The sequence below is a fragment of the Cupriavidus sp. HY129 genome (assembly GCF_059492215.1).
Window position 1 is genome coordinate 2,257,674 of sequence record NZ_CP083255.1, and the last position, 24,071, is coordinate 2,281,744.

The following is a 24,071-nucleotide window of genomic DNA, read 5'->3' on the forward strand; positions in this document are numbered from 1 at the left end:
GCCGGATGGCCTCAGGCCACCGCGACGCGCTGCACCAGGCGGTCGATGACCGCGTTGGCGCTAACCCCCGCCGCGTGGGCGTCGTACGAGAGGATCAGCCGGTGCCGGAACACGTCGTGCACCACCGCCTGCACGTCCTCGGGAGTGACGTAGTCGCGCCCACGCAGCCAGGCGATCGCCCGCGCTACCTTGTCGAGACCGATCGAACCACGGGGGCTCACGCCCACCTCGATCCAGCGTTTCAGATCGTCGTCGAGACGCGCGGGATCGCGCGTGGCCTGCACAAGCGCGACGATATAGCGCTCCACCGGCTCGCTCACCTTGATCTCGTGAATTTGCCGGCGCGCATCGAACACCTTAGCCGGGGACATGCGGGTTTCGCTGCTCCCGGCACCGCCCTGATGCGTGTCCGGCTCTTCCTCGGCACGCGCCAGCCGGATGATCTCCGCTTCGGCATCGGCCGCGGGGTAGTCGACGTTCACGTGCATCAGAAAGCGGTCCATTTGCGCTTCGGGCAGCGGATAAGTACCTTCCTGCTCGATCGGATTCTGCGTGGCCATGACCAGGAACAGCCGTTCCAGCGGGTGCGTATTGCCGCCCACAGTGACCTGTCGCTCCTCCATGGCCTCGAGCAGCGCCGATTGCACCTTGGCCGGGGAACGGTTGACTTCATCCGCCAGAATCAGGTTCGCGAACAGCGGACCGGGCTGGAAGCGAAACTCGCCCTTGCCGCCTTCGCTGTAATAGATGTCCGAGCCCGTGATGTCGGCGGGCAGCAGGTCTGGCGTGAACTGCACGCGCGACAGCCGCGCGTCGAGATGCTTCGCCAGACTCTTGATGGCACGGGTCTTGGCCAGCCCCGGCAGGCCTTCCACCAGCAGGTGCCCGTCGGCAAGCAGTCCAAGCAACAACCGCTCGATCATGCGTGCCTGGCCGACGATGGATTCGCCCATACGTGCCTGCAGCGCCAGAAAATCGTCGCGAGCGCTCATTGCGCGCCTCCCGTGAACCAGTTGTAGTACGGATTGCCCGGATCCTCGCGCATGACCTGCGTGATATCGCGCATCCATTGCTGGCGGTCGCCCCGGTATGCATCGAGCCCGGCGCGATAGAACAGATGCAGGTTGGCCCGCTCGCGCCGGATGGCGACTTGCAGCGCGTCGTCCGCGCCTTGCAGTTGCGGTTCGGACGAGAGATTCAGCAGCTCCTCCAGCACGGGCGGGAACGACTGCTTGCGCACCCAGCCCGAGTATTCGATGCGCGGACGGTCGTCCGTAACGGCGGGCGCGTCGCTGGCAAACCAGTCGAGGCCGGTGCGGTCGGTCACGTAGGTAGCCAGCAAGGCGGCGGGTGACGCCACCCCGACCGACCGCAGCGCCGCGCTGACCCCGGCATCGGCAAAACGCGACTGGATACGCGCCACGTCAAGCGTGACCGGCTGCAACGATCCAACCAACAGCATCTCGTGAAGTTCGGTGGTCCAGAGCGTGGCGTGCGGGAACACATCGAGGAAGCTACGCACCAGCGAGCGAGTGTCCTCGGGATTCTGCGTCGGCAGGGGCAACCATTGCGCCACGATACCGCCCGTCTCCAGACGCTGCGCGGCGAGACGATAGAAATCACGCGAGTACAGGTTCACGACACCGCTGGCCGACGGCGGCGGCGGTTCCAGCGTGATCAGGTCGTAACGCTGGGTGCTTTGCAGCAGCTCGCGCCGGCCGTCGCGCAAGCGGATATCAACGCGCTTGTCGCCAGTCACGCCGTAGTTGCCCTGGAAGTTCGGCGCGGCACGCACCACGGCGGGCAGCAACTCGGCCACTACCCGATGCTCGAGCCCCGGATACTGCAGCAGCGCGCCGGCGGTAATGCCGGTCCCAAGGCCGATCACCAGGGTCGAGCGCGGTGCGCCGTTATGGATCAGCAGGGGCAGCAGCGCCTGCAACCGCATATAGCGCAGCGACGTCATCGTATCGCCGGAATTCGAGACGCCCTGGATATAGAGCCGGCGGAACGGTTGACGGGCCTTGCCCTGCTCGACCACGGCCACCGTGGCGCCGCGGCTTTCCTCGTAGAAAACAAGTTCACCGCCGCGCGTCTGCGCCAGCAATGCGGCAAGCCGATCGGCCGGCGTCACCACGGCCACGATCAAGGTCACCACGGCCAGCAACGGCACGGCCACCCGTGCGAAGCGGTGCACGCCGGTGCCGAATGCGGTAGCCAGCAGCGCCACGACGCCGCTCGCCACGGCCAGCACGCCGAGCGTATGGACCACGCCGATCCACGGCACCAGCATGAAGCCGGCCAGCACCGAGCCAGCAATGCCGCCCAGCGTATTCACTGCAAGCACGGCGCCGAGCCCTGAACCGGGGCGCGAGACATCGACGGAGAGTCGCACGACATACGGAAACGCCGCACCAAGCAGCACCGTCGGCACGAACACAATACAAAACGCCGCCATGCCAAAGCTCGCGCACATGGCGGCAAGCTGGCTGCCGGTGGCACCGAGCACGCGCTGCGACACCACGGACTGGGCGACCGGGAGCCATTCGCCCAGCCATGCGAACTCGACCAGAGCCGCCAGCCCGGCGCCGACGACCAGCGCCGCGAACACACCCCAGGGATCCCTGGCCCGATCGACCTTGCGTGCCACCAGCGCGCTACCAAGCATGAGGCCTGCCAGATACGTGGCAAGCATCACCGCGAACGCGAATGCGCGCGTGCTCAGGAACTGGACAATGGCTTGCGACCAGACCACCTCGTAGCCAAGCGCGATACCGCCGGCCAGGGCATAAAGCGTGAGCGCGAGTACGCGCTGCCCGGTCCTTGGCGTTGCCTCGGCTTGCCCCTGTGGCACGGTCCGGGTGGTCGCTTCGGGAGCGCGGCGGACCATCCAGTACGCGCCGAGTGCGGCCAGCAGGTTCAGCGCGGCTGCCGCGCAGGCGCTACCCGTGACGCCGAACGCAGGAATCCACACAAACCCCGCCAGCAGCGTGCCCGCGATGGCACCGGCCGTGTTGGCCGCGTAGAACCGGCCGCCGTGGCCACCGAGTTCGTGCTCGGCGGGCGTGACCGCTCGGAGCAGCGCCGGCAGCGTGCCGCCCATTGCGACCGCGGGCAGGCCGACCAGTAGCACCGGAAGCGCCCACGCCACGGCCCCCGCGCGCAACTGCAGCCATGCGAACGGCGCCGCCGCATGAGCCAGCGCCAGCGTCGCGCCAATACCCAGCAGGGCGATGGCGACTTCGAGCCAGAGGTATAGCCGCCAGGCCGAGGTACTGCGATCGGCGTGACGGCCAACCAGCCAGCCGCCAAGCGCCAGGCCTGCGAAGAACGCGCTGACACCGGTGGTCACCGCCTGTACCTCGACGCCGACCACCAGCGAAAGTTGCTTGATCCACAGCACCTGATAAACCAGGCCTGCAGCGCCGGACAGGATCAGCAGCAACGCGGGCCATCGCCACGCGGTCGACCGCGGCAGGACAGCAGGCTCGGATGCTTGGGCTGGCCGCCGTTTCGCACGCATCCCCTGCCCCAGCTTACGGTCGGCTGCCGTCACGTTTCTTGCCGCGCTTGTTGCCTGTGAAGTCTGCCAATCGAGGGCTCCGCTATTGTTGGTGTTGGTGTTGTGGTTTGTACTGTTCCGTCCGCACTGGCAAGGCAACCCCAAGGGTCAACCGAGGGGGCAGCCTGAAGCGGCATTTCACGGCTTCGCGGCGGGATAGATCTGGGCCCAGTCCTTCTGCATGCTGATGACGGTCCAGCCACGCGTCGTCGCTTCGTCAAGCGCCTTGTCGAGCTTGCCGATCTTCGACTGGCGATCGTAGGCGAACTCGCGCTGGGCGTCGTCGTGGTGGACCAGCATGGCCAGGCGCGCGCCGGTGCCGGCCATCGTGTATTGCAGCATCTGCAGGTCGCCGTCGGAGTTGCCCACCGCCAGGATCGGCTGGCGGCCAATCTGGCGATAGATGCCGACCGGCTTGCCCGGGCCATCGTCGATGAAGTCGAGTTTCGGACCACGCATCAGCACCGGCTTGCCGTCGCGGACGTCATAGGTGATGGTCTGGGTCGAGCCAACCACCTGTTCGGGCGGAATCCCGTACACGCGCTCGGTCCAGGGACGCATGAACTCGATCGTGCCGCCGGACACGATATAGGTCTTGAAGCCGTTGGCCCGCAGGTACGACAGCAGTTCCAACTGCGGCTGGTAGACGAGGTCCGTGTAGCGCCGGTTGAACTTGGGATGCCGCGCCGTATCGATCCATGCGCGAATCGTGCGGTCATACTCGTCGACGGTCATCCCGCTGTTCGCCGCCGTGATCAGGGGTAGCAACCGCTTTTCCTCGCGCATGAGCCCGGCCATGTCATTGGCCATCAGCGCCTTGAACGCCGGATTGTTCTTCCATTCCGGATGGGAAGGCGCTGCCGCCTTGACCTGATCGAGCAGGAAGAAGAACTGGAAATACAGCGGCTGTTCGCTCCACAGCGTGCCGTCGTTGTCGAAGACGGCGATCCGTTCAGCCGGGGGCACGTAGGTTGGTGAGCCCTGCTGCGTCACGTCGGCCACGAACTTGATGATCGTCTTGCGCGTGGCGCCATCGCGCCAGGACGGCAGTGCCGCCTCGGCATTGACGGCCGTCTGCGCCGAGTCCTGCGTGCCGCCAGCCTGCGGCGCGCTGGATGCGCATCCACCCAGCGTGGTGGCGGTGGCGCCAATGACAAGGGCCGCGACCGCGGTATTGATCCAGCGTCGCAACCACGGTGCGCGGGCATGTTCCATCGGGTTCTCTCCGGTTCGGTGCGTCTCTTGTCTGTCTGCTTTGCGGCTTGCCGCTTCGATGCGCTATTTCTGCACGCTCTGCGGCCCGCCTGCGGCCATTGCCACGGATGGCTGCTTGCGAACTTCCGCCCAACGGGCGTCATCCATCACGAGCCGGAAGCCGAGGTGCGACATGCTGGTGTACGGGTCGGTACCGCGCCGCGCGCTCGGGCGGTAACTGAGACAGAAGTCCTCGTTGCAGAGGAACGAGCCACCGCGCGTGACCCGCTTGGGCGCCGACACCGGCACGCCCGGTTCGGTCGGGTCCCATGAATCGGTCGGACCGGTCGGGTTCTGCAGCACTGCAGCCACCGTGGCTTCGCGGCGGAACTGGTCCGCGCGATACCAGTCGGCCACCCACTGCCAGGCGTTGCCGGTCATGTCATAGAGCCCGTAGCCATTGGCCGGAAACGTGCCGATGGCGCTGGTGCCAGCCGCGCCGCCCGCCTTGGCGCTGACCACCGGGAACGGCTGCACCTGCTGGCCCTGCCAGACATTGGCCATCTGCCGGCCATCCGGCGCGAACTTGTCGCCCCAGGCATAGGTGGCCTGCTCCAGGCCGCCACGGGCGGCAAACTCCCACTCGGCCTCGGTGGGCAGACGCTTGCCGGCCCACTTGGCATACGCCTGCGCGTCTTCATACGAGACCTGCACGACGGGATGGTTGTCCTTGCCTTCAATGGAGCTGCCCGGGCCGGTCGGGTGACGCCAGTCCGCGCCCGGTACGAAGCGCCACCAGCGCCAGTATTCGCGCAGCGGCACCGGGCTGTTGGTGCCGACGAAGACCATCCCGCCCGCGACCATCGCGCTGTCAGGCGGGCGTGGCGTGCCGGCCGGAAGCTGAACCCTCAGCGTCTCCCAGTCTGGCTTGCGCTCCGCCGTGGTCAGGTAGCCCGTGGCCTCGACGAACTTGCGGAATTCGGCATTGGTGACGTGGTGCTGATCCATCCAAAAGGCTTTGACCTGCACCTTGTGCGCCGGGCGCTCGTTGGCCTGGGACATCTTGTGGTCGCTACCCATCAGGAATTCGCCGCCCGGGATATGCACCATGCCGGCCGGGCCGTTGACGCCATCGCCCGCGCGAATCGACGCGGGGTCCGCGCCCTGCCCATTGTGCCGGCTATACCAGACCGTGGCGGCAGCGCCTGCCCCGGCCATCCCTACGACCAGCGCGCCCAGCCACATCCGCCGCCGCCACGATGACGGCGCCGCGCTTGCGGCCACCGCCCTTGCCTGCTGTTTACGTGCCATCAGTGTCCCTTGCCCGGTGCAGTCCGGAACACGGGCAGTATGCGCATCCTGGCTCGGCGAAGGAATGCAATATTTTATTGACTGATCTGAATGATTTTTTACGAGATTCTTAATGGCGCCCAGACCACTCATGGGTTAAGCGGTGGCAGCGGGCCACGCAGCTCGCGCCAGGCGGCCTTCCAGGCCTTCAATTGTGCGTGCCACCAGACCGGCAACCGCCTGCGCAGCCCGAACGCCGCCAGGGCAATCACTGCCAGTCCCACCAATCCGGCGAAGACCCTGCCGTCGAGCCAGGCCGGCCACCAGTCCTCCGCACCGAACGCGTCGCCGGTCGGCGCAAGGCCCAGGCCCGGCCCAGCTCGGCCCACCTCCACGGTAATGGCCGGGGCCACCGACTCGGAAGGCTTGCCACTGGCGGGGTCATACCATTTCACGGTCACCGCCGGCAGCGTGTGACTGCCGCTGGACTCGAACACATAGGTCACGCGCTCCACGCGCCGCCCGCCCGGGGTCTCGCCGGCACCGGCCGCGCCATCGGATAGCTGCGGATCCGCCTTGAACAGCTTCACCCCACCTGGCGCCTCGAACACGGGCGGCTGGATCATCATGGCCGGCGCATTGGGCGCGACGATCGTAATCGTCCGTACTACGGCATCCCCCGCGCGCAAGTGGGCATCCTTGCCCGTGACCGGGCGATCGAACTGTTGCGTGATCTGGAGCGGTCCGGCCGGAAGCGTGCCGACAATTGCCTGCACGCCGGATGCCGCGCCCGGCGCACCGCTGCCGCCCTGCCCGCCGGCATGAATCACCGTGGGCGGTAACGTGACGCTGCCGGAGAGCGGCTTGCCGTCACCACCCGCGTACGTAAACGGGATCTCCGGCTGCGGCAGCGTGAAATCGCCGGCGCTTTGCGGGGTCAGCACATAGGTCTTGGTGATCGCCGCATAGCTGACGCCGCCCACCGTCTCGGTCGAGTTGACGGCGCGATCGTCCGGCATCGTGATCACAGCGCCAGCCACCTGCAGTGGCGGGAACACCGGCGCCGACATGAAGAAGTTCGGTGCCAGGATCGTCACCGAGATCTGGACGGACTGTCCAACCACGGCGGGACGCTGGGCACCGTTGCCGCCAACGTCGACGCGAACGATCGGCGCCGGCTCGGCCGCATGGGCCAGTGCAGCCATGCAGAACGTGATCAGGGCAAGCAGCCGCGCGATCATGGCTTCCCCTGCTGGCGCTGCAGCGCAAACTTGCGCGCCAGCAATTCCGTCGGAGACGTCTGGATCGCGCGCATCCACATCTCCGCGTTCTGCTGCGCGAGGCCCTGCTGCATCTTGTCACCACCGGGAGGGGGCGGTGGCGCCGAGGCGTCGTACTGGATCTGATCCGGCTTGACGTCTGGCGCCTCCTCATCGTGCTTCTCGTTCTGCTTCTGGCGCTCGATCAACTCCTGCATCAGCGCCAGGTTGCGCTGCGCTGGCGCCCAGCCGGGCCGCTGCTGCAGTACCAGCCGGTACTGCGGGATGGCGTCCTGATACTTGCCCTGCTTCGCCAGCGCGTTACCCAGATTGAAATGCCCGTCCGGACTGCTGATGTGCTCGAACTCGCGCGCGGCCTCGGCAAACTTGCCTGCGCGGTACCACGACACGCCGCGCCACATCGGATCGTCAAATTGCGTCGCGGCCTCCGCGAACTTGCCCTGTTCGAATGCCCTCCGCCCCTGCTGGTCGTGCGTGAGCCAGAGATCGGCCATGCGCCATGCTCGCGGGGCGGCGGTGGATTGCGCCCGCAGATCGGCCTGCGGCGCAGCCAGCACCATGGCCGCGCCGATGCCGACGATCCAGCGGATCGTCCAGCCCTTGCGGAACCAGAGCAGCGCCAGCAGCGCGATCGGAATCGTCAGGGGCCAGCCCACGTCGTGCCAGCGCACCGTGTCGGGCGACGCGGCCTGTTCCACGTGCTGCCGCACATGGCGCTGCACCCACGCCACGTCGGCATCGCCATCGGGGGTCAGCGTCGCGACGTCGATGTCCGCTGCGCGCAGCGCGTGAAGCGTGGCTGAGTCCAGCCCCGGCGCAGTGCCGTCACGACCGCGCAGCGGGCCACCATCCACCGTCCCGATGGCCAGCACCACCACCTGCGTCCGCGCCGAGCGGGCGTAGGCATGAAGCGGCTCGACTGCCGCGGGCTCCACGCCATCGGTCAGCAACAGGATCGTTCCGGGAACGGTCTCCTTCTTCAGCGCTGCGTCGATGGTCCGCACGGCCAGCACGGTGTCCTTGCCTGGCACCGGCATGATGCGGGTCTGCAGCGCATCCGCGAACGTCTGCAGCAGCGTCGGGTCATCGGTCAGCGGCAGCACCAGATGGGTCGAGCCAGCATACGCATAGAGCGCCGTGCGCCCCCCATCGCGTCGGGCCAGCAATGCCTTGATCTTGAGTTTGGCCCGCTCGAGCCGGGTCGGGGTCACGTCGATGGCGTCCATCGTCGGCGACAGGTCGACGGCAATGACCAGCGGTGCCTTGTCTGACGGAAACGGCGGCCGTTCACGCTCCCAGGTCGGCCCCGCCAGCGCGACGGCGCCCAACGCCAGCAGCAAGGCCGACAGATGCACCGGGCGCAGCGCGCGCTTGCGGGTCTCTCCAACCACCAGCGCATTGAGCAGGTGGGGCGCGATGACAGCCCGCCAGCGTCGACGAATATCGCCACGGCGTCGCACGGCCCAGGGCAGCCAGATCGCCGCCAGCAGCACCAGCAGCCACCAGGGCCTCAGAAAATGGAACTCGGCCAGGGCCTCGACGTACGCGCTCATGCGGTCGATTCCAACGCAGCCGCCCGCGCCAGCCAGCGCGCGTAGAGCGCCATCGCCAACTGGTAGAACAGCATCAGCAACACGGCGGCGCCAAGCGGCCACATGAACAACTCGCGGCGCGGCTGCCAGGTCAGTGTCTTCTCCCTGTGCGGCGTGACGCGGTCCAACGTGGCGTAGATGGAGGCCAGGCTGGTTTGGTCGGCGCCAAAGAAGTACCGGCCTCCCGTGGTGCTGGCAATGTGCTTCAGCGCGTCCAGGTCGACCTTCTGCTCGCCGGTCGTGGCCGGGTCCCCGATACCGACGGTATGGACCACCACGCCGCGCGTCTTCGCGATGTCAGCCGCCTGAGCCGGCGGCATCCGGCTGGCCGTGTCATTGCCGTCGGTCAGCAGAATCATCACTTTCTCTTGCGCGTGGCTCTGGTCGAACATCTTGATACCGAGGCCGATGGCGTCACCGAGCGACGTACTGGCCCCGGCCATGCCGGGCACCATATCGGCCAGCAGTTCACGCACCAGTGCGTGGTCGAGCGTGAAAGGGGCCAGCGGATACGGGGCATCGCCAAAAACGATCAGCCCGATGCGATCACCGGTCCTGCGCGCCACGAAATCGGCCACCACCTGCCGCACGGCATCGACGCGCGGCTCCAGGGCGCCCGACGGGGTCTTGAAGTCGCGCGTGTCCATCGACTGCGACAGGTCGAGCGCCAGCAGCAGATCGCGCACGGGCTGGGTCCGTTGCAGCGGCGGCTCCAGGTACTGCGGACGGGCCAGCGCGACGACTACCAGGCCCCATGCAATCGGCCCCAACAGCAACTGGACAAGATTGCGCCGCGGCACGTGCGCCCCGAGCGCAGGCTTCAGGCCAGCGGCACTGGCCACCTCCCCGAAAAACGGCAGGCGCACCGACGCGCTTTCCTCGCGATATGGCGGCAGCCACCACCAGAGCAGCAACGGCAGCGGCAGGAGCGCGAACAGCCAGGGATATTCAAATGTGATCATCGCGCCCATCGTGCCCGTCGTGCCCGTCGTGCCCGTCGCGCCGATAGCCGGCGATCCAGACCCGGCACGCGCCAAGGGTTGCCCGAAGCTGCGCCTCGGGCCACTGGGCCAGGGTTGCCGCGCCACGATACTCGGCATCGTCAATCAGCGCCGCGAGAGCCGGAACCGCATCGCCCGCGCCACCTGCATGGGTGCGCAGAAAATCGCCCCACGCCGGGCCCGACAGGGCCGCCACGGAGTGCCGGGGCCATTGGGCCAGTGCCAGCCGCTTGAGCAGTTCGGCCAGCGACAAGAGCAGCGTGGCCCGTTCGGCGCTATCCGCCGTCTGCTGCAAGGCAGCCAATTCCCTGAGCGCCGCCCGGCGGAACCGATTGGCATACCAGCGTCGCACTGTCCTCCAGGCCAGCCAGAGCACCCCGGCAAGCAGCACGACGCCAACCACGAGCCAGCCCACCGTCTGCGGCATCCACGACGGCGGCGTTGGCGTGACGATATCGATCAGGTCGTTCACGGCCCCACCCGTGTCATGCGAATGCTCCCTCTCATGCGGATCGCCCGGAATTGGGGCAGGTTACGCCGAGTCGGGGGCTGACCGAAGTAAGATTTTTCGAGCGCCGGGCTGAAGGAAATCGACGAAAGCCGGGGAGCTGGCCATCACGCGACTATCGTGTGGCCATCACGTGACCATCAGGCAGCCAGCACGTACATCGACGTCGTGTCCAGGCTCGCATGACCAAGCTGCTGCTGCACGACTTCGAGTGCAACGCCTCGCGCCACTGCGTGCGCACCCGCCGTGTGCCGCATCCAGTGCGCGCTGGCCTGGGCCAGTTGTGCCGCGTCATCCTCGGCCCCCGCCAAGGTGGCGGCCTGGGCGAAGTACCGCTTCCAGATCGCGCCGATCTGCGCGACCGACAGCGCGCCACCCTCGTCACCAGTCTTGACGCGGCCGATCAGCGGCGTGGCGGCCGGCAGGCTTTCGACTCCGCGCCCCAGCCCACGCGCTGCCAGATGCCCACGCAGGGCATCGATCACTGCCTCGGGAAGTGGAATCTGGCGCGGCTTGGGGCCCGGCACTGCAAGCGTCCAGTCTCCGCTCCACGTCAGATGCCCGACCGTAGCCGCCGCCTGCTCCGAGATACGCAGCCCCGAGGCGTGGGCGAGGCGCAGCATGAAGGTCAACCGCGCGGCACGTGGGTCGTCGGCGGGCAGACTCGACACATGACGCAGCAGGAAGCGCCACTGCGGCTCAGTGAAGCTGCGGGCAACCTGGATGCGAGGGGTGTCCCCGTCAGTCGGGAGGGACAACACCTCGAACGGATTCGCGCGCGCATGGCCTTGCTCGATCAGCCATCCATACAGCGTGCTGAGGATCTTGCGTGCATGACGGATGCTGGCAGGGGAAAGCGGTCCTTCGAAAGGCCGCCAGTCATGGCGGTCGCGCGGCGTGCCGCGCCGGCCCACCCACTGGGCGGAAGGTTGCGGATCGGCGAGGAACGCGATGTAGGCGGCGCCATCCTCGGCCGTCACCGTCGCCAGGGACTTGCCTCGTGCGTGCAGGGTCCATAGCAGGAACCGCTCGGCCTGCGTCCGGTAGGCGCGCCAGGTGTGCCCGCCTTCCGGCTGATAGCCGACCAGCCAGCCCTGAATCGCCCTGACATCGGCGCGCGCACCCGGCGCGCGCAGCGACTCGAGCGGCCCCGGCGCCAATACGGCAGCCATCGCGCCGATATGGGCGCCCTGCTCCTGCAACCAGATCTCCACCTGCCGCGCGGTCCGCGCGCCGATGCCGGGTACGCGCCGGTACCAGCCCTGTCCGCCCGCGCCCACTGCAGCCTGCAATGCGCCCAGCGTCTGCCAGCCGGCGTCCGCCAGCCTTGCGGCGATGGCCGAAGCAAACCAGCCACTCACCGCATCGGCTGCAGTGGGGCGCGTCAGCAGCATCGGCTGGAGCGCGTCGAGCGCCCGCAGCAGCCTGCGCTGGCGGGTCTGCCTGGCTGTAACGGATTCCCCGGCCGGCGCATGAATCAGGGCCAGCCACGCCGACTCGGTCAGCATCCGCTCCTCGCCGCTGCCACCGGATCGCGGACGGGTAGCCAGACGCCTGACGCCTCGCGCAAGCGCTTCCTCGATCCAGAGAAGCTGGGAACGGACCAGGCGCAGATCGAGACCCTTGTCCAGATAGCGGTCGGCCAGACGCCCGAGGTCCAGCCCCTGCAGGTACCCCCGGTAGAACGCGAAATCATTGGGGCCAAGCGCGCGGCCGGGGGTGACCGGCGGGCGCTGACGCCGGCGGGCCGGCGGGGCGATACGGGGTACGGCTTGAGGCAAGGCGGTAAGGCGTAAACGACAAAGGGCGCGATGATACCGCGAGTCGCGGTGCCATCACGCACCCAGTACCTTGCCAGGCGAGCCCCTTCATCCAAGGGCAACCCGCGAACACGCCGCGCCTCAGAACACCAGCGTCGCGCTCCCCATCACCGTCGCCGTGCTGTCCAGACGGTTCTTGCTGGCGACGGTCGGCACCCAACGCAGGGAGAGGGACAGCGGTGCCTTGCCGCCGAGTTTGGTGTCGTAGGTCACGATCGGGCCCATGGCGAAGTCACGGCCACGGAATCCGTTCAGGCGGTCCGCAATCGGCCCGCTGTCGTTGCCCAGCTGCTGCACGGTGCCCATCACGATGCCAGCGCCCCACTTGCCGAATTTCTTCACGCCCATCACGTCGAGCGTGAACAGCGGCGCGTTCTGATAGTCGGTAGCCGTGTTCCGCGTATAGAACTGGAAAGCCCCCACGGCGTTGAATTCGAGCCCGTACTCCGGCATCAGATGCGTAAACGCAATCTGCGGTACGAAGGTCCAGTTGTTCAGGCTCGGGTTGGCCAGCGCACTCTTGTCGTACTGGCCCGTGGGCGCCCACACGTTGAAGCTCAGCGCCATATGGCTGGTCTTCGAGAAGTGATAGCCCGCGATGATCGGGCTGAAGTACATGTCGTACAGATTGGAGGCCCGATCCGATGTCCCACGCGAGAAATTGCCTATACCGGCAGTTGTATGGACCGACATCCAGACGTAGGGCAGCGTAAAGCTCGAGGCAAAGTTCCACGCCCCTCCGCCGGTATCCCAGACCTTCATCAGCGTGGCCAGCGTGAAGGCGACCTTCGCGTCGAGACCGATCGAGGTCTTGCCGGCGATCGGCACTTCCCGGCCGCCACTGACCGATCCGTCCATGTAAAGCTGTTGCAAATTTGCAATCCAGACCGGCTCGGACGGGATAACGGCCACATTGGGCGACACACTCGTGCCGGTCACCGGGCGACCCAGTGCGCCTTCCGTGGCGTGACCGGCCAGCGGAGCCAGTAGCCCTCCCGCGGCCAAAGCGGTCAGGACGGCTGATTGCGCGCGCTTCATTCTTGTTTCCCCTTGACGATGACAATGCACCCCTCCCGGCGCAGAAGCTGCATCGTCTCAGATTCCTCCCGGGTCCGAATTCAGCTTTCTAGTTTCACGAGTTGAATGTTTTCGCTGTTCCGACTCCTCCGGGGTTCCGGAGTCCAGACGGAATCCCGCTGATGCCCTTGCCCACGTCAACAGCACGGGTAAGCGTCGGTGGTAAGGTGTGTCCATGCGCGTCCCGCACATCGCAAATCGCAAATCGCATATGGACGCCCCGTGCCTTCCCAACTCTCCTGCATTCAGTCCGACCATCATGGCCAGCGCCCTGCTTCTCGAGAACATCCACGCCAGCGCCCAGCAACTGCTGAGCCGCCACCAGATCGACCTCGCCACCCAGGGCAAGGCCCTGGCCGGCGACGCGCTGCTTGCCGCCACGCGCGATTACGAACTGCTGGGCATCCGCTCGGCTACCACGCTGACAGCCGAAGCGTTCGCCAAGGCGCAGCGGCTGCTCACGGTCGGCTGCTTCTGCATCGGCACGTCTCAGGTGGACCTGGGCGCGGCTGCTCATGCCGGCATCCCGGTTTTCAATGCGCCGTTCTCGAACACACGTTCTGTGGCGGAGCTGGTCATCGGGCAGGCCATCATGCTGATGCGGCGCATCCCGGAAAAGAGCCGCGCCGCCCACAACGGCCAATGGCAGAAAACCGCCAAGGGTGCCTTCGAGATCCGGGGCAAGACCATGGCGGTGGTCGGCTATGGGAACATCGGCGCGCAGGTTGGCATCCTGGCTGAGGCGATGGGCATGCGCGTGGTGTTCTACGACATCCGCCCCCGCCTGTCGATCGGAGGCGCCATGCCGGTGCACTCGCTCGAAGATGCCCTGTCGCAGGCCGACGTCGTGACGCTGCACGTTCCCGCCACGCCGCAAACGCGCAACCTGATGGATGCCAAGGCACTGGCTGCCATGCGGCCTGGCAGCATCCTGATCAATGCGTCGCGCGGCACCGTGGTGGATATCCCGGCGCTGGCGCAATTGCTGGACAACGGGCAACTGGCTGGCGCAGCCATCGACGTGTTTCCGGAAGAGCCGCGCAGTAACGCCGATCCGTTCGTCTCGCCGCTTCAGGGCAAGCCGAATGTCATCCTGACGCCCCATGTCGGCGGCAGCACCGAAGAGGCGCAGGAGAATATTGGCGTGGAAGTGGCAACCAAGCTGGTCAATTTTCTCGAAACCGGCGCAACCCTGGGCGCAGTGAACCTGCCCCAGATTCAGCCGGCGCCGCAACAGGCTCCGGCCCGCGTGCTCAACATCCACTACAACCGGCCGGGCACGCTGTCGCACTTCAACCAGGCGCTGGCCGAGATCGGCGCGAATATCGTTGCCCAGCAACTGCAGACCGAGGGCGATATCGGCTACGCGATTACCGACATCAGCCTGGTGCCACCTGCCGGCTGGGCGGAGGCGCTGATGAAGGATGACGCCTTCATTCGCACCCGGGTGATCGTGGCGCCCTGACCGGCGGCTCTACCGCCGCCCCGGTCATCGCGCCTTGCCCGATTTCCGGTGCTCACAGGGCCCGGCCCCGAAATGCGGGCCGGGCCCTTCTTCTGCCAGCGCATCCTGCGGATTGCGCAACGGACATTCCTTCAGGGACAGACACCCACATCCGATACAGCCGTCGAGCTGATCGCGGAGTTGCGTCAACGTGCGGATACGCGCGTCCAGATCCGCGCGCCATACGGCCGAGAGCCGTCGCCAGTCCGCAACCGTCGGCGCCTTGTCATCCGGCAGGCGGCTGAACGCATCGGCAATCACGGACAGCGGCAAGCCCATGCGCTGGGCCACCCGTATGACCGCAAGGCGCCGCAGTATCCCGCGCGGATACCGGCGCTGGTTGCCGGCACTTCGTGTGCTGCAGATCAATCCCTTCGATTCATAAAAATGCAGCGCGGACACCGCGACGCCGCTACGCGCGGCAACTTCGCCAACGGTGAGCGGATCACCGGATCGCAACGGGTGGTCTTCCTGATCTTCGAGGGCACGTTTCATGGTGGTGGAAAGCTGGTCACGGACGATGCGCCATCGTAGCGTGAAAATTCGCCTACAAACAGCTTGACCTCAAGTGCACTTTAGGTTTGATACTGGCGCGACTTTCCACGGAGGACTTTGCCATGCTGCTTGAATCGCCCCGCGCTCCCTATCTCCAGTTCATGAATCCCCCCGATCTTTACGACCCCAAGCTCAACGGCTATTCGCATGTGGCTGTAGCGACGCGCCCGGCAAGGATCATTTTCGCGGCCGGGCAAGGCGGGGAAGACATGATCGGCGGCTTGCGTGCCGGCTTCCAGGAGCAGGTGAAACAGGCGCTTGCCAACCTGCGCGTCGCGCTGCAGGCCGGCGGCGCCGACATTCCTGATATCGCAAAGATCACCGTGCTCATCGTCGACCATTCGATGGACCGTCTGGCGATCTTCAGCCGTGCGTGGCAAGCCATGCTCGGTGACTGGCCAGCCCCCGCCTGCACGCTGATCCCGGTGCCGCGACTGGCGCTGGATGGCATGTTGTTCGAGATCGAGGCCATCGCTGTATTGCCCGAGTAAAAGGACTGCCACAAAGAAGACTGCCGGACGCAAGATTCGTACCGCGAGCGAACCGGGCGTGCGTCACCTACAGTAGGTGGAGATGCAACGGAGACGTACGTCATGGAAGCACTGACCACTGCACTGGCGCGGCTCAGCCTCCATGCCAGGCGGTGCGCGGAATCGTTGGCAGCCGTGGCCGCCGTGGCTACGGAACCTCAATGGCGTGCCGAGCTGGCCTATCGCGCCAACCTGCAGCATTGCGCAGCCGCGGAACTGGCGGCGCGTGCCGGCATCCCTGGCGAGGATGCCAATGACGCTCCGGCCGGTCTTCGGGAGATTCCGCCTTTCCTTGCCGGTAAACAGGGTCTGATCGATTTCGCAGCGCAGCAGGCGGCGCGCGCCGCCGCCGCATATGGCGACTTGCTACGCGAACCACTCGATGACGTCGAGTTGCGCCTGTTACTGGCGCACTACTACCGTGGCGCAACGGAACTGCAGCGCCTGCTCGAACAACGCGCGATGGATCTCGATCACTCGCCTAGCGATGAGCGCGCGGCCCACGCAACGCCTCCGCTACATCGCTAAGGCGCCGGGTGGCGGCAAGGCCGCTGGTTGCAGCGCCGCCTGGGTCTTCGCGGTCAACTCCTGCTGCGGCAAATAGGGGCGAATAACCAGCGCCACGTAGTCCTGGTCGTCCGGCGAGACCACCAGATACACCAGCCCCGAGATCACCAGTGCCACCTCGCCGATCTGCTCGGCGATGCGCGCGGCCACAAAGTACTGCAGCAATGTCTGGTCGATGGTCGAGTCGATGGCCTGGGCCGCCGTGGAAATCGTCTGCAGGCATTGCTCGCCGGTCTGGCACACCACGATCACTTCGTCGATCGCATAGCCGGTCGGCGCCCCCCGCACCATCACCGAAATTCCCTCGCTGGTCTTGGCCCGATGCCAGCCCGGCTTGGCGTGAAAATCCGGCAGCACCATCTTTGCCCCGGCCTCATGGGCAACGGCGTTGAATTGCTGGGCAAAATCGTGGGGACTGATGGCAAGCAACTGCCGTTCGACAGGCGTGGAGGACACGGCCACGGACGCGGCCACGCTCGCGCTGACCAGAATGGCGGCTAGATTCATCGCTACCTCCCTCGCACGCGCGCCGGCAGGAGGCACGGCGCCGCCAGCCGGTCACGATGCACGCCATGTCTGTGCAACAGGCGTTCCAGCCTCTGGCGGGCGGTTGGACGTCCCAGGCGGGACATTGTCCCGATACGTGGTCCCCTTCAGGACCACTATAGGCGGCAGAGACGTCCGGCGATATGCCTCGACTACTTTCTGGCGGTTTGCATCGCGGCGCTATCGGCACTCTGCGGCGTCACCAGCCGCAGCCCACTGGCGACAGCTGCCGCACCCGCGAATCCTGCGCCGAGTGCCAGCGCAAGCGTCGGGCCGTGGCTGTCGGCAATGCTGTACGACAACGCCACCAGCGCAGCGCCCGTGGCCTGACCAAGCAGCCGTGCCGTGGCCACCACTCCGCTGGCGCCGCCGGCACGCTCGCGCGGCGCGCTGGCCATCAGCGCCTTGAGGTTGGGTGACTGGAAGAATCCAAAACCAGCGCCACAGATCGCCATGCGGATACCGATATTGAGGACGCTGGCGTCAGCCGGCATCAGCGCCAGCGACGCCATGCCCACGGCCATGATCGCCAGGCCAATACCGCCGAGCAGCCCCGGCGGATAGCGATCCGAAAGGCGGCCCGCGATCGGCGCCATCAGCGCCACCACGGCGGACCACGGCGTGAGCAGGAACCCGGTTTCCACCGGACTGCGACCCAGGACATGCTCGAAATAGAACGGCAACGACACAAAGGCCAGCCCTTGCGCCGCGAACGAGCAGATTGCCGTCAGCGTCGAGAGCGCGAACATCGGCCGCTTGAACAGGTCCACCGGCAACATCGGGGCCGGGTGGCCGCGCTCGCGGCGCAGCAGCAATACGAACGCAATGACGAACACGATGGCAGCAGTCACCACGTATTCGGCCGGCGCGCGCTGGACGCCCTCGCCCAATGCAAAGATCAGCGAGGCAAACGTGATGACGTTAAGAATGGCCGCCACGGGGTCGAAACCATGGTCGCTACGCTTGGTCTTCGGTAGAGACGGAATGGCGATCGCCAACGCAAGCAAACCGATCGGCAGGTTCACCGCGAACAGCCACGGCCACGATCCGAACGACAGGATGACCGATGCCACGGTGGGCCCGACCGCGAAGGACACCCCCACCACCAGTGCATTGAGCCCGACACCGCGGCCAAGGCGGTGAATCGGAAAGATGGCGCTGATCAGGGCGGTGTTCACGCTCATGATCGCGGAGGCGCCGATGCCCTGAAGCGCGCGCGCGGCGGCCAGCGATGGCAGCGACCACGCCATCGCGCAGATCACCGACGAGACGATAAACACCACCACGCCGGCGAGATAGATCCGCCGATGGCCAAGAATGCCGCCCAGCGCCGCGAACGGCAGCAGCGTCGCCACCATGGCCAGCTGGTAAGCGTTGATGATCCACACGGAAGCAGCCGGCGTGCTGTTCAGGTCGGCCGCGATATTGGGCAGCGCTGTGTTCGCGATTGCCGTGTCGAGCGTGGCCAGCGAGACCGCGATCATGATGGCGGCCATGCCGCGCTTCTCACGCGCAGTCATCGGGGTGTCGAGGGGCGCGGCGGCGGAGGCTGGCTGGCTGGCGTTGTTCTGCACGGTGTCGAACGGGAGCGAGTGTCGGAAACGGCGATTTCGTTGCAACGTCAACTATCGCCAAGTCGCAACAATACGGGAAAACGCCAAGGTCTGCTGGACTCGCTTCAACGCCCGGTTGACTGATGTCTGGCAAGTATCGCGCGTTCAGTCGACTTCTACGCCGTTCGTTCCACGATGTTTTGCGAACTCCGCCGAAACCCAGTCGAGAAACACTCTCACTCGCTGCGACATCTGACGACTCCGGGGGTACAGCAGCGATACCGACATCGCTGGTGGGGGAGTTTCCGGCAACACGCTGACCAACGTGCCGCGGAGCAAATCCTCCTCGATGTGGTAGCGCGGCACCTGGATCAATCCGAGGCCGAGCCGACATGCCGCCACCAGGCTTTCCGCGCCGCTCACCGAAACGGGCGCCGGCAACATGACCTCGCTACGTACCCCACCGGTCATGAATTCGAGCGGCAGCAGACCACCGGTTAGCGTGGAGCGGAACCCGACCATGCTGTGGTCGCCAAGCGACTCGATCGACACTGGATTGCCATGCCGTGCAAGGTACGGGGGAGCGGCGAGCGTGAGTTGCGCCAGTCGGGCCACGCGTCTGGCCACCATCTCGCTGTCCTGCGGTTCACCAACCCGGAGCACGCAGTCGATGCCCTCCCGAACCAGATCGACCAGACGATCGCCCTCACTGATTTGCAGCGTGATGCCCGGGTGCCGTGCCAGGAATGCCGGCAAGGCCGGAAACAGGAAGCGGCGCGCGAGTTGCCCTTGCACGTCGACCCGCAGCACGCCCTTAGGTGAGGTGCCCGCGAATGCCGCCTCGGCCTCCTCGAAATCCGCCAGCAGCCGCAGACAGCGCTGGAAATAGGCTTCGCCGTCGAGCGTCGGGCTCACGTGGCGTGTGGTCCGCTGCAGTAATCGCACGCCAAGCCGCGATTCCAGTTGCTTGACCGCGTCGGTCACCGACGAGCGTGGCAAGTCCAGGTCCTTGGCCGCAGCGGTGAAACTGCGCCGCTCCACGATTCGTGCGAACACGCGCATGGCGTCGATACGGTCCATATTGTTCGGATTTTCGAATATTGATACCGGATTTTGCCTGTTTATCTAGCATGGCGTAAGGTCTATCGTTCCCTCACCGATTCAGTTCATCCGAGGAAATGCCATGACTACAGACCACTCGCAACCGTCGCAAGGGGATTCGCAAAAGGTCGCCATTGTTACCGGCGCATCACGTGGCATCGGCGCCGCCATTTCGGCGCGGCTGGCCCGCGACGGCTTCGCGGTCGTTATCAACTATGCGAACGGCGCGGACACTGCCGAGGATCTGCGTCGCAAGATCGAAGCAAGTGGTGGCCGGGCCATGACCTTCCAGGCAGATGTCAGCGATGCCAGCGCGGTCGCCCGCATGTTCGATGCAGCCGAGGCCAAGTTTGACCGCGTCGACGTCGTCGTCAACAACGCGGGCGTGATGGTGCTCGACACGATTGCAGCGTCTGACGACGCAGCATTCGAGCGCGTGATGAACATCAATCTGAAAGGGGCTTTCCACACCATGCGCGAGGCTGCCCGCCGCCTGCGCCATGGCGGCCGGATCATCAATCTCTCGACCAGCGTCATTGGCTTGCGCATGGAGCGCTACGGCATCTACGCGGCCTCGAAGGCGGCCGTGGAAGCGATGACCGCCGTATTGAGCAAGGAGATGCGCGGCCGCGCCATTACCGTCAATGCGGTGGCACCGGGGCCAACCGCTACCGACCTGTTCCTCAACGGCAAATCACCTGAAACGATCGAACGGCTCGCGCAGCTCAATCCGCTCGAACGACTGGGTACACCTGAAGATATAGCGGCAGCGGTGGCATTCCTGGCCAGCCCCGATGGGGCCTGGATCAACGGCCAGGTGTTACGCGCGAATGGGGGAATGGTCTAACGGCCGCGCAGGTGCGCAGGTGCGTGGTGCCCATTCAATAGTACGGGCCGTAGCGCATCTGCACGTCATCGACGTGGTTGGTCCGCAAGTTGAAGAGGCACGTATAGCGGAACGACATGCTCTCCTCGGTGCCATCGGGCTCGAACGTGCCCTCGCCGCTCACGCCCGCTTGCGAGGCGGATTGTTGATAGATCCGCTCGCGGTCCGGCATCATCATCACGCTGCCGGGCTGCGGATATCGATTCTTGACGGCGTTTGCGACCATCTTCTCGCAGGCGTTGCCGGCGGCTTCCATCTGCGCCCGGCTGACGCCGCCGTAGTTTCCGGCAGGAGGTGCCACGCTAGTGGGAGGCGTGCGTTGTGGCGGGGTGGGAGGAGGCATTGGTGTGCTGGTGCAGGCTGCGAGCAACGCGGCCAGGGCCAGGCACGGATAGGAAAGACGTGGCATCAGGTCGTATCCGGAGTCGGCGGAAAAACCGTCGGAAGACGGGTGCTATGCCTTGGACTCTATGTCAGAAATGCTCTCGGAGCAACCTGGAAGGCGCTGGCGCGTCACGCAACCTTGCCGGCTTCCCGCGTCAGAGGGGCTGCCGGGGCCGCCGTTGTCATGTGAGATGTCGCGGAAGAAAGCCGCGCGCGCGTGGACTCATCGGCCGCCGGCCCTGCCCTGAGCACATGGCGCCTGCCCATCTGCAGCGGCTCGCCGTTCTCGGTATCCACCAGCATCGGTTCCACCACCTTGCCGGTTTCACGATCGACGATCTGGACACTGGGCCCTTCCGGCGCGAAGTTGCGATTGCCCCAGGCCAGCAGCGCCAGCAATACCGGGCGGAAATCCCTCCCGCAATCGGTCAGCACGTACTCGTAGCGCGGCGGGCGCTCCGAATACTGGCGCTTTTCCAGCAGGCCTTCCTCGACCAGCCCGTTGAGCCGGCGCGTCAGCATGTTTGGCGCGATATCGAGGTTTCGCTGGAACTCGTCGAAGCGCTTCGTGCCATAGAACGCATCGCGCAGAATCAGAATGCTCCACCATTCACCCACACGCTCAAGGCTGCGGGCGATCGGGCATTGCATATTGCGGAAAGTCTTGCGTTGCATATCGTCCGGACCGTTTGGCGAAAACATGATGATGATACCTACGTTCGGCAACGTCGGACGATCTGGAGTGGTGGCGACCACCCCTCGCCCCCTTGAAAGCGGCAATGGTGACGACAGAAGCAACGCGGCAAGCAAAAACGGCGCCGCAACATCCATTGCGGCGCCAGAATACCTGCGCGGAGTGGAGCGCCGCGCAGGCCCTCGCTTTCAGTGGGATCAGAAGATGTGGCGCAGACCCAGCGAAACGCCCAACTGACCGCTGGCATCAGGCGTCTTGTAGTAGACCTGCGAGGTCGACGGCAGATAGCCCACCGACTGACCATTCGGCAAATACGAGATGTTGTCCCAGTTCAGCGACGCATTGCGTGCGTACATCACCGCGAAGAAGACATCCGTGCGCTTGGAAAGGTTGTAGTCGGCCAGCGCCAGGTACTGCTGAGGATTCTTCGGGTTGACGTGCTGCCCAGCGATCGTCGCGTCCTTGATGTCGTCGTAGTAGTACGCCGCAGTCAGGCGCAGCGCGGCCGTGGCATCCCAGGACACGCCGGCCCAGTACATGTTGTCGCGATGCGGCAACAGCGTCGGCGTGCCGGTCGACGGTGCCACCGAGTTGCCCCAGCGATAGCCGGCGACCATCTTCACCAGTCCGAGACGGTAGCTGCCCGCGACCATCGCGCGCATGTCGCGGCCGTAGTCGTTCGAACCCGACGCGCCGGTTGCCTGGGCGGTATTCAGCGTCTTGACTTCGTCATAGGCCGCCGCGACACCGAACGGCCCAGACTGGTAGGACGCGCCGATACCGTACGCCGAACCGGCCGCGAACGTACCGGTGCGCTCGCCGAACGACCAGTGCGTCATCAGAGAAACCGGGCCAAACGTGCCCTGGTACTGGACCATGTTGTTTTCGCGGAAGTTCGCCCCGGCAATGCCGACCACGGGCTCGAACTCGGGCGCGTACGCTGCTGGCGTGAAGCTACCCATGATCAGGAACGCTGAGGTGTACTGGCGGCCGAACGTCAGCTTCCCCCACTGGTTTTGCAGGCCCAGGTAAGCCTGGCGGCCGAACAGCAGGCCGCCGTTACCCATCTGTCCATTGTCGGTATTGAACTGGTTCTCCAGCACGAACAAGCTCTGGAGCCCGCCACCAAGATCCTCGATACCACGCAAGCCGAAACGCGACTGCGCGATGCCCGACGAGTTCATGAACACGTCCGACCCGCTACCCGGCGCCAGCACGCCGTTGTTGGTGTTCTGTACGTGATTGACGTACTGGATGCTCGTCGTCACAACGCCATAGAGCGTCACGGACGATTGTGCCTGCGCCCCTTGCGCAAGCAGGCCGCCGGCAATGGCGGCGAACAGCGTCTTCTTCATGTTTTGAAATCCCCGTCCTCTGGTGTGGTGGCCCATGACTCCGGTTCCTCCGACCCGGTGCCCTGAGGCGCAATCTTGCGATTACGTCATGTCATTTAATCTCTCGTATTAAATTGACAAGGACGAAGGCTAAGGCCATCCGAAGGTTCAGATAGCTAGGACTTTCCCCAACTGGACGGGTATTTGGACGGATTCGAAGCCTCGACAGATGTCGGACATCAGATTTTTCCGTATCCTTGCCGGGCTTTCATTCATCCACCGAGAAGCTCAGGGAACGGCAGGACATTTCTGATGAAGCTCAAGCAAGCGCGCACCATCATCGTCGACGAGCACAAGCCGCCTGCGCAAGGCAAGGCTGCCAGGCGTGGCAGCCCCGGCGTGGAAGCGACCGACGACAATGGCGACGACCTGACCGACACCGCAAGAAGGATCCTCGAAATCGCCGAACGGCTTTTTGCCGAACAGGGCGTGGAGCAGGTGGCACTACGGCAGATCGTGGTGGAAAGCGGCCAGAAGAACCGCTCCGCCCTGCACTACCACTTCGGGTCACGCGAAGCCCTGGTGAGCCATCTGCTCAACCGCCGCCTGCATGAGATCAACCGGATCCGGAACGGCTATCTCGACGCGCTGGAGCAACGCGGGACGCCCGTCGACATTCACGGCGTGGTGGATGCCACGATTCGCCCATTGGTCGACGTGGTGCTCCAGACGGACTGGGGCACCAACTACCTGCAGGTGCTGGCACAGACCACGTTCAGCCCGGGTCTGCTGAGCAAGGGCCTCGTGGATCGGACCGCGATGAGCGCGCTGTACCGCGTGCGGGAGCATATCTACCAGCTGTTTCCGAACGTGCCTCGCGACGTGATGAAACTGCGCATGGTCTGGTTCATCGACACCGTGGTCTACGCGCTGGCCCATTGGGTGCGCGAGCGCGGGAAACGCTCGCGCTCGGAACCGCCGATGGAGGAACTGATTGATTTCTGCGCGGCGGCGATCCAGGGGCCGACGCCCCGCAGTTCCGCCCGAAAGCACTAGCCGGCCCGCAGGGCCAGCCAGCCTCGCCCTCCCGCCG

Annotated in this window: 22 protein-coding genes; 5 read left to right on the forward strand and 17 right to left on the reverse strand. The window is 65.7% G+C overall.

All coding sequences use genetic code 11. The features are described from left to right. Positions 1-11: 11 nt before the first annotated feature. The 10 genes from K6G35_RS26425 to K6G35_RS26470 all read right to left on the reverse strand — a co-directional run bounded on the left by K6G35_RS26425 (position 12) and on the right by K6G35_RS26470 (position 13,285). A complete protein-coding gene (locus tag K6G35_RS26425; protein WP_008645937.1) occupies positions 12-992 on the reverse strand; it encodes an AAA family ATPase in 981 nt (326 codons plus the stop codon). Beyond that, positions 989-3,523, reverse strand: a complete 2,535-nt coding sequence (locus K6G35_RS26430) for a spermidine synthase (RefSeq protein ID WP_495677137.1) — start codon at positions 3,521-3,523, stop codon at positions 989-991. The genes K6G35_RS26425 and K6G35_RS26430 overlap by 4 nt, the downstream gene beginning before the upstream one ends. Before the next feature lie 177 nt (positions 3,524-3,700). Beyond that, positions 3,701-4,777, reverse strand: coding sequence for an HAD family hydrolase (locus K6G35_RS26435; RefSeq protein WP_008649586.1), 1,077 nt, complete (start codon positions 4,775-4,777; stop codon positions 3,701-3,703). Positions 4,778-4,840: 63 nt separating this feature from the next. Then, positions 4,841-6,067, reverse strand: coding sequence for a formylglycine-generating enzyme family protein (locus tag K6G35_RS26440; RefSeq protein WP_052018142.1), 1,227 nt, complete (start codon positions 6,065-6,067; stop codon positions 4,841-4,843). Positions 6,068-6,195: 128 nt separating this feature from the next. Beyond that, a complete protein-coding gene (locus tag K6G35_RS26445; protein ID WP_495676601.1) occupies positions 6,196-7,287 on the reverse strand; it encodes a BatD family protein in 1,092 nt (363 codons plus the stop codon). Further along, positions 7,284-8,879, reverse strand: coding sequence for a VWA domain-containing protein (locus tag K6G35_RS26450; RefSeq protein ID WP_286881430.1), 1,596 nt, complete (start codon positions 8,877-8,879; stop codon positions 7,284-7,286). Before K6G35_RS26450 ends, K6G35_RS26445 begins: the two co-directional genes overlap by 4 nt. Then, positions 8,876-9,880: a vWA domain-containing protein gene (locus tag K6G35_RS26455; RefSeq protein WP_495676602.1), complete on the reverse strand. Its 1,005-nt coding sequence runs from the start codon at positions 9,878-9,880 to the stop codon at positions 8,876-8,878. Before K6G35_RS26455 ends, K6G35_RS26450 begins: the two co-directional genes overlap by 4 nt. Then, positions 9,867-10,391, reverse strand: coding sequence for a DUF4381 domain-containing protein (locus tag K6G35_RS26460; protein WP_495676603.1), 525 nt, complete (start codon positions 10,389-10,391; stop codon positions 9,867-9,869). The genes K6G35_RS26455 and K6G35_RS26460 overlap by 14 nt, the downstream gene beginning before the upstream one ends. Before the next feature lie 176 nt (positions 10,392-10,567). Continuing rightward, positions 10,568-12,208 (reverse strand): site-specific integrase, encoded by a 1,641-nt coding sequence (locus tag K6G35_RS26465; RefSeq protein WP_495676604.1) that lies wholly within the window; start codon positions 12,206-12,208, stop codon positions 10,568-10,570. 120 nt (positions 12,209-12,328) lie between these two features. Beyond that, a complete protein-coding gene (locus K6G35_RS26470) occupies positions 12,329-13,285 on the reverse strand; it encodes a SphA family protein (RefSeq protein ID WP_495676605.1) in 957 nt (318 codons plus the stop codon). A gap of 298 nt (positions 13,286-13,583) precedes the next feature. Here K6G35_RS26470 and serA point away from each other — a divergent pair, with 298 nt between their 5' ends. Beyond that, positions 13,584-14,789 (forward strand): phosphoglycerate dehydrogenase, encoded by a 1,206-nt coding sequence (gene serA / locus K6G35_RS26475; protein ID WP_495676606.1) that lies wholly within the window; start codon positions 13,584-13,586, stop codon positions 14,787-14,789. Between the two features lie 24 nt (positions 14,790-14,813). Here serA and soxR read toward each other — a convergent pair whose 3' ends face one another. Further along, entirely contained in the window at positions 14,814-15,323 is a 510-nt protein-coding gene (gene soxR, locus K6G35_RS26480; protein WP_186426620.1) for a redox-sensitive transcriptional activator SoxR, read from the reverse strand. A gap of 122 nt (positions 15,324-15,445) precedes the next feature. On the opposite strand from soxR, the gene K6G35_RS26485 reads away from it, so the two are divergent. Together K6G35_RS26485 and K6G35_RS26490 are read left to right on the forward strand one after the other, a co-directional pair. After that, on the forward strand, positions 15,446-15,874 hold the full coding sequence (locus K6G35_RS26485; protein WP_008649559.1) for a RidA family protein: 429 nt from the start codon (positions 15,446-15,448) through the stop codon (positions 15,872-15,874). A 102-nt stretch (positions 15,875-15,976) separates the two neighbouring features. Continuing rightward, entirely contained in the window at positions 15,977-16,441 is a 465-nt protein-coding gene (locus K6G35_RS26490; RefSeq protein WP_495676607.1) for a hypothetical protein, read from the forward strand. Here K6G35_RS26490 and K6G35_RS26495 read toward each other — a convergent pair. The 3 genes from K6G35_RS26495 to K6G35_RS26505 all read right to left on the reverse strand — a co-directional run bounded on the left by K6G35_RS26495 (position 16,430) and on the right by K6G35_RS26505 (position 19,659). Next, on the reverse strand, positions 16,430-16,987 hold the full coding sequence (locus K6G35_RS26495; RefSeq protein WP_035883556.1) for a hypothetical protein: 558 nt from the start codon (positions 16,985-16,987) through the stop codon (positions 16,430-16,432). The two genes, K6G35_RS26490 and K6G35_RS26495, sit on opposite strands and share 12 nt — an antisense overlap. A 191-nt stretch (positions 16,988-17,178) precedes the next feature. Beyond that, positions 17,179-18,546: an MFS transporter gene (locus K6G35_RS26500; protein WP_040011190.1), complete on the reverse strand. Its 1,368-nt coding sequence runs from the start codon at positions 18,544-18,546 to the stop codon at positions 17,179-17,181. Between the two features lie 198 nt (positions 18,547-18,744). Further along, positions 18,745-19,659, reverse strand: coding sequence for a LysR family transcriptional regulator (locus K6G35_RS26505; RefSeq protein WP_495676608.1), 915 nt, complete (start codon positions 19,657-19,659; stop codon positions 18,745-18,747). 103 nt (positions 19,660-19,762) lie between these two features. On the opposite strand from K6G35_RS26505, the gene K6G35_RS26510 reads away from it, so the two are divergent. Then, a complete protein-coding gene (locus K6G35_RS26510) occupies positions 19,763-20,527 on the forward strand; it encodes an SDR family oxidoreductase (protein ID WP_035883553.1) in 765 nt (254 codons plus the stop codon). Positions 20,528-20,561: 34 nt separating this feature from the next. Here K6G35_RS26510 and K6G35_RS26515 read toward each other — a convergent pair whose 3' ends face one another. The 3 genes from K6G35_RS26515 to K6G35_RS26525 form a co-directional block, all read right to left on the reverse strand. Further along, entirely contained in the window at positions 20,562-20,975 is a 414-nt protein-coding gene (locus tag K6G35_RS26515) for a hypothetical protein (protein ID WP_011519001.1), read from the reverse strand. A gap of 104 nt (positions 20,976-21,079) precedes the next feature. Then, positions 21,080-21,652: a winged helix-turn-helix transcriptional regulator gene (locus tag K6G35_RS26520; protein ID WP_495676609.1), complete on the reverse strand. Its 573-nt coding sequence runs from the start codon at positions 21,650-21,652 to the stop codon at positions 21,080-21,082. Between the two features lie 189 nt (positions 21,653-21,841). Then, positions 21,842-22,999: a porin gene (locus K6G35_RS26525; protein ID WP_011519003.1), complete on the reverse strand. Its 1,158-nt coding sequence runs from the start codon at positions 22,997-22,999 to the stop codon at positions 21,842-21,844. A gap of 291 nt (positions 23,000-23,290) precedes the next feature. Between K6G35_RS26525 and K6G35_RS26530 the strand changes: the two genes are divergently transcribed. Beyond that, positions 23,291-24,034, forward strand: coding sequence for a TetR/AcrR family transcriptional regulator (locus tag K6G35_RS26530; RefSeq protein ID WP_008649542.1), 744 nt, complete (start codon positions 23,291-23,293; stop codon positions 24,032-24,034). Positions 24,035-24,071: the final 37 nt, after the last annotated feature.

Coding starts and splice junctions, on each gene's coding strand:
- K6G35_RS26455 (WP_495676602.1), bottom strand. CDS start 9,880: ATGATCACATTTGAATATCCCTGGCTGTTCGCGCTCCTGCCGCTGCCG.
- K6G35_RS26530 (WP_008649542.1), top strand. CDS start 23,291: ATGAAGCTCAAGCAAGCGCGCACCATCATCGTCGACGAGCACAAGCCG.
- K6G35_RS26485 (WP_008649559.1), top strand. CDS start 15,446: ATGCTGCTTGAATCGCCCCGCGCTCCCTATCTCCAGTTCATGAATCCC.
- K6G35_RS26470 (WP_495676605.1), bottom strand. CDS start 13,285: ATGAAGCGCGCGCAATCAGCCGTCCTGACCGCTTTGGCCGCGGGAGGG.
- K6G35_RS26450 (WP_286881430.1), bottom strand. CDS start 8,879: ATGAGCGCGTACGTCGAGGCCCTGGCCGAGTTCCATTTTCTGAGGCCC.
- K6G35_RS26445 (WP_495676601.1), bottom strand. CDS start 7,287: ATGATCGCGCGGCTGCTTGCCCTGATCACGTTCTGCATGGCTGCACTG.
- K6G35_RS26525 (WP_011519003.1), bottom strand. CDS start 22,999: ATGAAGAAGACGCTGTTCGCCGCCATTGCCGGCGGCCTGCTTGCGCAA.
- K6G35_RS26425 (WP_008645937.1), bottom strand. CDS start 992: ATGAGCGCTCGCGACGATTTTCTGGCGCTGCAGGCACGTATGGGCGAA.
- K6G35_RS26510 (WP_035883553.1), top strand. CDS start 19,763: ATGACTACAGACCACTCGCAACCGTCGCAAGGGGATTCGCAAAAGGTC.
- K6G35_RS26520 (WP_495676609.1), bottom strand. CDS start 21,652: ATGTTTTCGCCAAACGGTCCGGACGATATGCAACGCAAGACTTTCCGC.
- K6G35_RS26505 (WP_495676608.1), bottom strand. CDS start 19,659: ATGGACCGTATCGACGCCATGCGCGTGTTCGCACGAATCGTGGAGCGG.
- K6G35_RS26490 (WP_495676607.1), top strand. CDS start 15,977: ATGGAAGCACTGACCACTGCACTGGCGCGGCTCAGCCTCCATGCCAGG.
- K6G35_RS26495 (WP_035883556.1), bottom strand. CDS start 16,987: ATGAATCTAGCCGCCATTCTGGTCAGCGCGAGCGTGGCCGCGTCCGTG.
- K6G35_RS26440 (WP_052018142.1), bottom strand. CDS start 6,067: ATGGCACGTAAACAGCAGGCAAGGGCGGTGGCCGCAAGCGCGGCGCCG.
- K6G35_RS26435 (WP_008649586.1), bottom strand. CDS start 4,777: ATGGAACATGCCCGCGCACCGTGGTTGCGACGCTGGATCAATACCGCG.
- K6G35_RS26500 (WP_040011190.1), bottom strand. CDS start 18,546: ATGACTGCGCGTGAGAAGCGCGGCATGGCCGCCATCATGATCGCGGTC.
- K6G35_RS26515 (WP_011519001.1), bottom strand. CDS start 20,975: ATGCCACGTCTTTCCTATCCGTGCCTGGCCCTGGCCGCGTTGCTCGCA.
- serA (WP_495676606.1), top strand. CDS start 13,584: ATGGCCAGCGCCCTGCTTCTCGAGAACATCCACGCCAGCGCCCAGCAA.
- K6G35_RS26430 (WP_495677137.1), bottom strand. CDS start 3,523: ATGCGTGCGAAACGGCGGCCAGCCCAAGCATCCGAGCCTGCTGTCCTG.
- soxR (WP_186426620.1), bottom strand. CDS start 15,323: ATGAAACGTGCCCTCGAAGATCAGGAAGACCACCCGTTGCGATCCGGT.